The organism is Neobacillus drentensis, from assembly GCF_036962765.1.
GTDB classification, from domain to species: domain Bacteria; phylum Bacillota; class Bacilli; order Bacillales; family Cytobacillaceae; genus Neobacillus; species Neobacillus drentensis_C.
The window spans coordinates 1-3,872 of the sequence record NZ_JBALOS010000382.1; the positions used below are offsets into that span (position 1 = coordinate 1).

A 3,872-nucleotide genomic window follows, 5' to 3' on the forward strand; every position below is an offset into this window, starting at 1 on the left:
TCCTTTAATAAAATAAAAGTAACAAACGAAAAGGAATGATTAAGGGCCAATGAAATTATAATCTTATTTTTCATACATGATTCGAATACCGAAAAATGTTGAACCTGAAGAATAGGATTAGTCTGTCCTTTTTATGTCCTTTATCGTATAATCAAAACTACAATAAAACCTTTATACAGGTTTATTTGTTGTGTTTTTAAAACGATATATCTACGACATAAATCTCTCTTCAGGTTCAGGTGAAGGGAGTTTTTTTATGCTTACAAATCAAATGACAGTCTTAAAGGTTATCGGTTTAGAAAAAAGTTTTCAATTAAGAAAGGTATTGGATAATATCCATTTCGATATAAAGAACGGAGAACGGATTGGTCTGGTCGGCTATAACGGAACAGGAAAAACTACTTTGGCCAATATCCTGTTCGGAAAAATAACACCTGATAATGGCATCATTGAAAAATCGAATGAGTTAAAGATCGGCTATCTTTCTCAGTCCATCGATTACCAGGTGAGTGATTTCCAGCAGTCTTTAATAGGAAGTGCGAAGAATGATTTGCTCGAACATGCCAGCACATTAGGCCTCACTAAGGTTTATAACTGGGAAAAAGAACGTTTAAGTCATTTAAGTGGCGGAGAAAAGTTAAAATTTGCATTAGCTATGGTTTGGGCTTCAAAACCAGACTTTTTAATTCTTGATGAACCCACGAATCATTTAGATTATAAAGGGATTGAGTGGCTTGTATCAGAATTAGAAAAGTTTCAGGGCCCCGTCTTAATCATTTCTCATGATCGTCATTTCTTAGATCTAACCGTTACACGAGTTTTTGAATTAGAAAATAGCAAGATTCACTTTTACAATGGAAACTACAGTGAATATCGCAAAGAGAAACAACAAAGAGTAGAAAATATGAGGCACCAATACAGTGTCCAGCAGCAAAAAATAAAAGAAGTAGAATCACAAATTACTCAATTAAAGACTTGGTCCGAAAAAGCCCATCGCGATTCGACTAAGAAGGGGAAAGGTCCAAGTAAAAGACAAAATGGGATTAAGGAATATCATCGCGTAAAGGCTAAAAAGACAGACAATCAAGTGAAGTCAAAAATGAAACGTCTACAAAATGAGTTGGAAAAAAATAAGTTGGAAAAACCATTAGAAGAGGTTCAAGTACGGTTTCAGTTTGATACACAAGGGAAGAGGGGCAAACGAATTGTCGAGGCCAAGAATTTATCTAAAACCTACGAGGATAGAACACTTTTCCAACATTCCAATTTCTACATTAATCATGGAGAACGAATTGGTCTCTTCGGTGAAAACGGCTGCGGCAAATCAACATTAATAAAAATGATTTTAAATCAAGAAAGCTTTTCAAATGGTGATTTGTGGAGAAGTGACTCGATAAAAATTGCCTATTTAAGTCAAGATGTTGATGATTTGCCTTCGGAAAAAAACTCAATTGAGGCACTGGGGTTCACAGATCGAGCAAGTGTCCTAAAAGCAAGAACTCTTCTTGCAAATTTAGGCTTAAAGGAGGCCTTTCTAACAAAACCGATTGAAACGTTGAGTTTGGGGGAACGAACGAGAGTAAAACTCGTTGAAATGTTAATGAAGGAATATGATGTACTCGTTCTGGACGAACCAACAAACCATCTTGATTTGCCAAGTAGAGAGCAGCTAGAAAATACGTTATCAGAATTTACTGGTACGATTATTACCGTTTCCCACGACTATTACTTTCTAAATAAACTTTGTGATCGCCTGCTGATATTTGAAAACCAGCAAATTAAAAGGGTTGAAATGAAACCTGAAGAGTATTTAAATCAGAATGTAACCAAGAACCAAGCGGATGACTTAAAAGAAGCATTATTAGTTATCGAAAACAAGATTGCATCCATTTTAGGAGAGTTATCATTCATGGATCAAAAGGACCCTAGATATCAGAAGTTAGATCAAGAATTTAATAGCCTTCTTAAGCAAAAACGATCACTCATGGGGTAATAAATTAGGAATGAAAAAGGTCCTCAATAGTTTTCTATTGAGGGCCTTGATTTTTACAATGAAAAATGACTAGGAGATGACATTTTTCTGAAAACATAAATCAGCTAATGCTTGCCAATAAATTTAGCAGTTCTTTCTCTTTGTCCGCCCGCATCCCTGCTTTCCATTCTTCATCCGTTAGCTGGCGAGTCTTCTCCCATTCAAATATATCAGCGATACTTTCTTTAAGCGGTCTAAACGACAGTCCACTTTGAATTGCTTTTTCAACATTGATGGAAAATGCACCCTTCCAAGGTTCACTAGATTCAGGTGATAACGGAGAATTCTCAGGAACCCAAAGCGGCATTTCCGTCCACGGAGCAACCTTTTGATTAAGAAGGAACTTTTCCTCGGCCCAAACTACTTCGGCATTTGAATTGGTCACTTTTACACATGTATCAACAAACTCTTTTATCGTTAACGGATAATCAGGTCCCGTTGCATTAAAGGTTCCCGCGGAATCTTTCTCTGCCATATCGAGAATCCAATTTGACAAGTCTTTATTGTCAATGAGCTGAACGCGGCGATTTGGATTTCCAGGTACCAAAACTTTTCCACCTTTTGCAATTCGATTGACCCAATAAGGGACACGATCCGTATAATCATTTGGACCAATTAATTGACCGGCACGCACATTTAACACACGCCCAGGCATATTTTCCTCTGCAATTTGTTCACAAAGAGCTTTAAAATGTCCGTAATAAGTATAGATTGGCCCGTCTGCATCCATTGAAAGCTTATTTGCTTCCTCAAGTGACATTTCTAAGACGGGGTAATTTTCATCCAAATTCTCCTGAATCCAGTCTTGATACACAGAAATACTTGAAATGAACGTATAATGCTTGACTCGGTCCTTTAATAAGTTCGTTGTGTTTTGGACTGTATATGGGATAAACCCGCTTGTATCTAACACAGCATCCCAGTAACGATTTTGAAGCGCTTTCAAATCACCGAATCGATTTCCATATAGAACTTCGATATCCTTTATACCAGGACTTTGAATTCCACGATTAAAAATAGTCATTTCATGATTTCGTTTTAAAGCCTCTTCGACAAACGTTTTTCCTAAAAAGCGGCTTCCACCTAAAACAAGAATCTTCAAACGTATCCCCCCCCTCCATTCATACTTCTATTTTAACAAAATTTCGCAATATTTGGTGAGTGATAATTTAAAAAAATGAAAGTATTGCATATGTCACGGATATTGTTAAAATTACAATGGATGAAGTTGCAAGAAAGAAACTAAAAACTTAAATGAATTTACATATAGTCGAAGGGATGTTTAAACATGGAAAATACTTATTTACAATCCGTTTCCTATGAAAACGGCGTTCTAAAAATACTCGATCAAACCAAAATCCCGAACATAACAGAATTTCTTGAAACGAGAAAGATTGAAGATGCTTGGGATGCAATAAAGCAGTTAAAGGTACGCGGAGCACCTGCGATTGGAATTGCGGCAGCTTATGGCTTAGTTCTTGGAATAAAAGATGCCCCAGAAAATTCGTTTGAAGATTTTTATGCCCACTTAAAAAAACAATCGGATTATTTGGGATCATCACGTCCTACCGCAGTCAACTTGTTTTGGGCCTTGAAACGAATGAATGAACGAGCACTTAAAGACAAAGATTTACCAGTGAAACAAATCAAAGAAGCACTTGAAAATGAAGCAAATACCATTCGCAATGAAGATGAAGACGTCTGCCGGACCATTGGAGAGCATGCCTTGAACCTATTAGCCGATGGGATGGGGATTCTAACTCATTGCAATGCAGGTGGGATTGCTACGGCAAGATACGGGACTGCGCTGGCTCCCCTATATTTAGCAAAAGAAAAGGGC

Annotated in this window: 2 protein-coding genes and 1 pseudogene; 2 read left to right on the forward strand and 1 reads right to left on the reverse strand. The window is 37.1% G+C overall.

What is annotated here, in order from left to right:
- The first annotated feature begins 256 nt into the window (after positions 1-256).
- The gene (abc-f, locus tag V7137_RS29790) at positions 257-1,993 is read left to right on the forward strand and encodes a ribosomal protection-like ABC-F family protein (RefSeq protein WP_335701411.1); all 1,737 of its coding nucleotides are present in this window, start codon (positions 257-259) and stop codon (positions 1,991-1,993) included.
- 100 nt (positions 1,994-2,093) lie between these two features.
- On the opposite strand, the gene V7137_RS29795 is transcribed toward abc-f, so the two are convergent.
- The gene (locus V7137_RS29795; RefSeq protein WP_335701412.1) at positions 2,094-3,134 is read right to left on the reverse strand and encodes an NAD-dependent epimerase/dehydratase family protein; all 1,041 of its coding nucleotides are present in this window, start codon (positions 3,132-3,134) and stop codon (positions 2,094-2,096) included.
- A gap of 186 nt (positions 3,135-3,320) precedes the next feature.
- Between V7137_RS29795 and mtnA the strand changes: the two are divergent.
- A pseudogene (mtnA, locus tag V7137_RS29800) lies at positions 3,321-3,872 on the forward strand (S-methyl-5-thioribose-1-phosphate isomerase); the annotation flags it as partial.